The organism is Intrasporangium sp., from assembly GCF_039812505.1.
GTDB lineage: Bacteria > Actinomycetota > Actinomycetes > Actinomycetales > Dermatophilaceae > Intrasporangium_A.
This window is the reverse complement of sequence record NZ_JBDIAQ010000178.1, coordinates 1-6,276: the sequence shown is the minus strand read 5'-3', so window position 1 is coordinate 6,276 and position 6,276 is coordinate 1. Positions and strand designations below refer to the sequence as shown.

The following is a 6,276-nucleotide window of genomic DNA, read 5'->3' as shown; positions in this document are numbered from 1 at the left end:
GTCACGGTCACTCGTGCGACCTGCCGGAGTCGCCCGGCTGAGCACTCGAGAACGACAAAACCGCAGGTCACATAGAGTGTGACCTGCGGTCTCGGTGGTGGCCAGGGGCGGGGTCGAACCGCCGACCTTCCGATTTTCAGTCGGACGCTCGTACCAACTGAGCTACCTGGCCGGGCACAACTTGAGGAACTATATCGGACCCCGGACCGACGCCGGGAACCGTCCTCCCGGTCGGCCGCCGGACCGACCTCACTCCGGCAGCGAGCACCGGACCAGGGCGCTGAGCGGCCCGAGGTCGTCGCGGTCGTCGAGGCCGCGGATCGACAGCAGGACGTTCAGCAGCATGCCGTGGGCGATGAAGTCGCGCACGGCCTCGTCGGGCCAGCCGGTCCGGCGCAGGGTGGCGAAGATCGCGCCCATCTGCTCCCGGCCGGCTGCCCCGATCTCGGGCACGCTGCCGTCGGCGAAGCCGTGCATCATCAGTCGCAGCAGGTCCTCGTCGGCCAGCAGCGCCGCGTAGGCGGCCCCGAGCCGGTCGCGGTCCGCCTCACTGGCCGGGTCGAAGCCCGCCTCGACGACCTGCTCGAACACCTCCCGGACCCGCTCACAGGCGCGCTCGAAGGCCGCGACGAACAGCTCGAGCTTCGTGCCGAACATCCGCACCACGTAGGGCTGCGACACCCCGGCCTCGCGGGCCACGGCATCCGTGGTGGTGCCGGTGAACCCACCCTGTGCGAACGCCCGCGTCGCGGCGTCGAGGATGACCTCGCGCCGCTCCGAGCCCTTCATCCGCGGCTTCGCCGTGACCATGGCCACCTCCGTCCTCGCAGTTGACATGTTATCAGTCGATTACTTACTCTGCCTGACAAGTAGTAATCAGTCGATGCCAACAAGCAGCTGACATGACCGCCACCATCCTTTCGCCACCGAGACGCGGGACATCCCCGCGGACCGTCCCGGTCTGGGTCGCGATCGCCGCGGCCTCCCTGCCCATGTTCATGGCGACCCTGGACAACCTGGTCCTGACGAGTGCGCTGCCCGTCATCGACGCCGACCTGCACGCCACCGTCACCGAGCCGTCGTGGTTCATGAACGCGTTCACGCTGACGTTCGCGAGCCTCATGCTCACGGCGGCGAGCCTGGGCGACCGGCTCGGGCGCCGCCGCGTCATGATCGCCGGCATCGCCGTGTTCACCCTCGCGTCCATCGCGAGCGCGCTCGCGACCACCCCCACTGCGCTCATCGCCGCACGTGCCGTCCAGGGCGTCGGCGCCGCGGCGATCATGCCGCTCTCCCTGACCCTGCTCGCCTCGGCCGTCCCGGAGCGGCTCCGCTCCGTGGCGATCGGCATCTGGTCGGGCATCTCGGGGCTCGGCGTCGCGCTCGGACCGGTCATCGGCGGCGCCGTCGTCGAGGGGATCAGCTGGCAGGCCATCTTCTGGCTCAACGTCCCCGTCGCGATCCTGTCGATCCCTTTGCTGCGCTTCGCGATCCGCGAGTCGACCGCAGGCCGGCCCCGGCTCGACCCGGTCGGCACGCTGCTGCTCGGCGGGGCCGTCTTCCTCGGGATCTGGGGCATCGTGCACGGCAACGACCACGGCTGGACCGCTCCGTCGGTACTCGGCCCGCTCGTCGGGGCAGGCCTGCTCGTCCCCGGCTACCTCCTGTGGGCCCGCCGCCGGGCCGACGCCGTCCTGCCGCTGCGCCTCTTCGCCTCACGCAGCTTCTCCGCGGCCAACGCCATCGGCCTGCTGTTCACCCTCGGCATGTTCGGCGCGGTCTTCCTGCTCGCCCAGTACCTGCAGGTCGTGATGGGCTACTCGCCGCTCGAAGCGGGCATCCGTACCCTCCCGTGGACGGCGGCCCCGATGCTCTTCGCCCCGCTGGCCGGTGTGCTCGCCCGCCGGGTCGGGGTCCGGCCCCTCCTGCTGGTCGGCCTCGCCGCGCAGACTGCGGCCCTCGCCTGGTTCGCGGCGCTGACGGAGGGCCACGCCGCATACTCGTCCTTCGTGGTCCCGCTGCTGCTCGCCGGCGCCGGTATGGGGTTCACCTTCGCGCCCAGCGCCACCGCGGTCCTCGACGGGCTGCCCGACTCCGACTTCGCGGTCGCGAGCTCGGCGAACTCCACGCTGCGCGAGTTCGGCGTCGCCATCGGTATCGCGGTCCTCGTGGCGGTGTTCCTGGCCAACGGTGGCGCCATCACACCGACCGGCTACGACGGCGCCGTCGGTCCGGCCCTGCTCACGGGTGCCGCCGCCGTCGGAGCGGCTGCCATCGCAGCCCTGTTCATCCCGGGCCGCCGCGTTGCTGTCTGAGCCGGGTCACGCGGTACCGGCCCACGAGCCGCCGCCCTGTCCACGGGGCGAGGGCGGCGGCGGGTGGGTCAAGCGGCCGGGCCCTGGCCGCGGACGTCGGCGACGTGCTCCATGGCCTCGCGCAGCTGGGCGAGCCAGTCCTGCTCGTGCTGCTTGACGAGGCGCACGCACCACGCCAGCGCATCCGCCCGGGACCGGGCGACGCCGGCGTCGACGAGGGTGTCGAGCACGAGCCGCTCCGGCTGGCGCAGCCGCGTCATCGTCGGCGTCGCGACGTGCGTGAACAGCTCGGTCCGGTCGCCCACGCGCACGGCCCAGGACACCTTGCGCTCGAAGCGGTGCTCCGCCTCGCGCGCCACCCTGATCCGCCGGTCACGGGTGTCCTCGCGGAAGGCCTTCGCCCGCCCGGCCCGTGCCTCGGATCGCTCCGCGTCGCTGGACCCGTCGGGCAGGTCTACGTCGTCGATGGTGAGCACGACGGTGATCTCGTCGCGGTCGACGGTGATCTCCGGCGGGGCGACCCGCCACTGCTCGGGCAACCGTCCGGTGAACCAGCCGCGGACCCGTTCGAGGGCGTCATTCGTAATCATGTAATCAACATTACAACGCATCGGCGACCGGAACCACCATCCTGGGAAGGTATGCCGCCGAGCCGGCTGAGCGGCATACCTCACCTCGGGCGGTGGCGTGGCGGTCACCCACGCCGGGACCCGGCCGTAGATTGGCCTGCGTGCAGTTCCTCAACGGCCTCCTGCCCACGTTCGACCTGACCTACGACGACGTCTTCATGGTGCCGAGCCGCTCGTCGGTGGCCAGCCGGCTCGACCCCGATCTCGGGTCGCCGGACGGGTCCGGCACGACGATCCCGCTGGTCGTCGCGAACATGACCGCGATCGCAGGCCGACGCATGGCCGAGACGGTGGCCCGGCGGGGCGGGATCGCGATCCTCCCGCAGGACATCCCGTTGGAGGTGGTGGCCGACGTCGTCGACTGGGTCAAGTCCCGGCACCTGGTCCACGACACCCCGATCACGCTGACCCCCTCGACGACCTCCGGGGAGGCGCTGGCGCTGCTGAGCAAGCGGGCCCACGGGGCCGCGGTCGTCGTCGCCGACAACCGTCCGGTCGGCGTCGTCACCGAGGCCGACCTCACCGGGGTCGACCGCTACACACAGGTGCGCGACGTGATGTTCACCGACCTCGTGACGCTGCCCGAGGACATCGAGCCGCGGCGCGCCTTCGACCTGTTGTCCGAGTCGCATCGTCGGGTCGCGCCCGTGGTGACGGCGGCCGGAGAGCTCGCCGGCATCCTCACCCGGTCGGGGGCGCTGCGCTCGGGGCTCTACCGGCCGGCGACGGACGACTCCGGGCGGCTGCGGATCGGTGCCGCGGTCGGCATCAACGGCGACGTCGCGGCGAAGGCCACGGGCCTGATCGAGGCCGGGATCGACGTGCTCGTCATCGACACCGCGCACGGTCACCAGGACAAGATGCTCGATGCACTCCGGGCGGTGCGCGCACTCGGGCCGGTGCTGCCCGTTGTCGCGGGCAATGTCGTGTCCGCGGCCGGGACGCGAGACCTGATCGAGGCGGGCGCCGACATCGTCAAGGTGGGGGTGGGGCCCGGGGCGATGTGCACGACCCGGATGATGACGGCGGTCGGGCGCCCGCAGTTCTCCGCCGTGCTCGAGTGTGCTGCGGCCGCCCGGGAGCTGGGTCGGCACGTGTGGGCCGACGGCGGGGTGCGCCATCCGCGCGACGTGGCTCTGGCGCTGGCCGCCGGCGCGTCGAACGTCATGATCGGGTCGTGGTTCGCCGGCACCCTCGAGTCACCCGGTGACCTCTACACAGACAGTGAAGGTCGGCAGTACAAGGAGTCCTACGGCATGGCCTCCTCGCGGGCGGTGTTGAATCGGACCGCTGCCGACACCGCCTACGACCGGGCCCGAAAGGCGATGTTCGAGGAGGGCATCAGCGCCGCTCGGATGTACATCGACCCGGACCGGCCCTCGGTCGAGGACGTCCTGGACGAGATCATCTCCGGGCTCCGGTCGAGCTGCACCTATGCCGGTGCGCGCAACCTCGAGGAGTTCCACGACCGTGCCGTGGTCGGGGTCCAGAGCACGGCCGGGTACGCGGAGGGGCGCCCGCTGCACACGTCCTGGTGAGACCGGGTCGGGGTGTGGTCCCCTGTCCCAGGTGCGGCCCAGTCAGGTCTCGATGGCCCGGTCCAGTCACGTGCCGATGGCCCGGCGTGGTCCTGACGGGGCGTGGCAGCGTGCCTCAGGTCATGTCGCGTGTCATGTCGCGTGTCATGTCGCGTGTCATGTCGCGGGCGGGTGTGGTGCGCGTGCTCGGGCGGGGTCGGTCGCGCGACATGACCAGCGACGTGGAGGCCGGAGCTGCCGGGCGGCACGGTGGAGGACGTTCCGCGCCGGGCGTGGCAGCGGGCCACGGGTCGCGGCGCGGGTCATGTCGCGGGTCATGCCGCAGGCAGGTATGGTGCGCGTGCTCAGGCGGGGTTGGTCGCGCGACATGACCGGCGACGTGGGGGCCGGAGCTGCCGGGCGGCACGGTGGAGGACGTTCCTCGCCGGGCGTGGCAGCGGGCCTAGGGTCGCGGCGCGGGTCATGTCGCGTGTCATGTCGCAGGCAGGTGTGGTGCGCGTGCTCGGTCGGGGTTGGTCGCGCGACATGACCGGCGACGTGGAGGCCGGAGCCGAGCCGTGGCATGACCGCGTACCACGCTCCCGTCCGTCGACGGTTCCGATGTGCTCGGTAGCTTGAGGAGAACCTCGCTCCGCGAAGACCTCGGGGTGGCCTGGGCGGTGCCTACGTGCGGGTCGAGGCGCGCTGTAGGAAGGCGGACAACGGCGCGGACAGCTCGGCCGGGCGGTCGCCCCAGTCGTGCACGACCGCGGTCCCGGCGATGAGGTCGTGCAGGGCCCGGCGTCGCGGCTGGACCACGCTGAGGGCAAACCCGAGCCCGAAGAGGACCGCGCTCACTGGGAGCGCGATGGCTCGGACGAACGCCCGGCCCGCCGTGACGGTCGTACCGCTCGCGCAGACGACGCGAAGCCCGACAAGCGCCTTGCCGAGCGTGCGGCCGCTCACCGCGATGGTCCCGAACACATAGCAGAAGGCCCAGGCCACGAAGGCCCACGTGGCGGCGGGGCCGGACCGGTGCTCGCCGATCGACACGCCGAAGAAGGCAGAGGTGAGCAGTCCGACCCCCGCGTAGCTGAGGGAGAAGGTCGTGACCACGACGAGCACGTCGAGCATCGCCGCGAGGGCGCGCGGTACGACGCCGGCATAGTGTCCGGTGATGCTGGTACGTCGCGGCGCGACGATCTCGTCCGCGGGGGGCGCGATGGCGACGAGCTCTGCAGGAGCAAGCGGCTGCCTGGCCGGGTCCCGGCGTAGGACGCGACCGACGACGCGGTTTACCAGCGTGTCGAGTCCGGCGACCTGGCGGCGCGCCACGTCGAGCACTGAGGTGGCCATCTGACTGGTGCTCTCGGCCACCAGATCGGCCACTCCGGAGCGGGCCGCCAAGGCGCGAATGTCGACACGTGACATCAGCTCGTCGACGTCGACCCGGTCGAGCAGCTGGTTGGGGTCCACTCGGTCCAGCAGCTGCGACGGGTCGACCCGGTCCAGCAGCCGGTTCGGGTCCACCCGGTCCAGCAGCCGGTTCGGGTCCACCCGGTCCAGCAGCCGGTCGGGATCCACCCGGTCCAGCAGCCGGTCGGGATCGACGCGGTCCAGCAGCCGGTCGGGATCGACCCGGTCGAGCAGCCGGTCGGGATCGACGCGGTCGAGCAGCCGGTTCGGGTCCACCCGGTCGAGCAGCCGGTCGGGATCGACGCGGTCGAGCAGCCGGTTCGGGTCGACCCGGTCCAGCATGGCGTTGAGGTCGACTCGCGCGACGAGCTGGTCCAAGTCGATCCGGGCGATCGCGGC

5 protein-coding genes and 1 tRNA gene are annotated in these 6,276 nt (G+C 71.7%); 2 read left to right on the top strand and 4 right to left on the bottom strand.

What is annotated here, in order from left to right:
* Positions 1 to 95 precede the first annotated feature (95 nt).
* Positions 96 to 172 (bottom strand) — tRNA-Phe (locus WMI84_RS16190).
* 77 nt (positions 173 to 249) lie between these two features.
* Positions 250 to 837 (bottom strand): TetR/AcrR family transcriptional regulator, encoded by a 588-nt coding sequence (locus tag WMI84_RS16185; RefSeq protein WP_347354808.1) that lies wholly within the window; start codon positions 835 to 837, stop codon positions 250 to 252.
* 65 nt (positions 838 to 902) lie between these two features.
* On the opposite strand from WMI84_RS16185, the gene WMI84_RS16180 reads away from it, so the two are divergent.
* Positions 903 to 2,315, top strand: coding sequence for an MFS transporter (locus WMI84_RS16180; RefSeq protein WP_347354807.1), 1,413 nt, complete (start codon positions 903 to 905; stop codon positions 2,313 to 2,315).
* Positions 2,316 to 2,383: 68 nt separating this feature from the next.
* Here the strand turns inward: WMI84_RS16180 and WMI84_RS16175 are convergent, their stop codons facing one another.
* Entirely contained in the window at positions 2,384 to 2,905 is a 522-nt protein-coding gene (locus WMI84_RS16175; RefSeq protein ID WP_347354806.1) for a hypothetical protein, read from the bottom strand.
* Between the two features lie 140 nt (positions 2,906 to 3,045).
* On the opposite strand from WMI84_RS16175, the gene WMI84_RS16170 reads away from it, so the two are divergent.
* Complete coding sequence (locus WMI84_RS16170; RefSeq protein ID WP_347354805.1) at positions 3,046 to 4,482, top strand: GuaB1 family IMP dehydrogenase-related protein; 1,437 nt, start codon at positions 3,046 to 3,048, stop codon at positions 4,480 to 4,482.
* Between the two features lie 663 nt (positions 4,483 to 5,145).
* Here WMI84_RS16170 and WMI84_RS16165 read toward each other — a convergent pair.
* Positions 5,146 to 6,276 (bottom strand): RDD family protein (locus WMI84_RS16165; protein ID WP_347354804.1); only part of this gene is annotated, 1,131 nt, incomplete at its 5' end.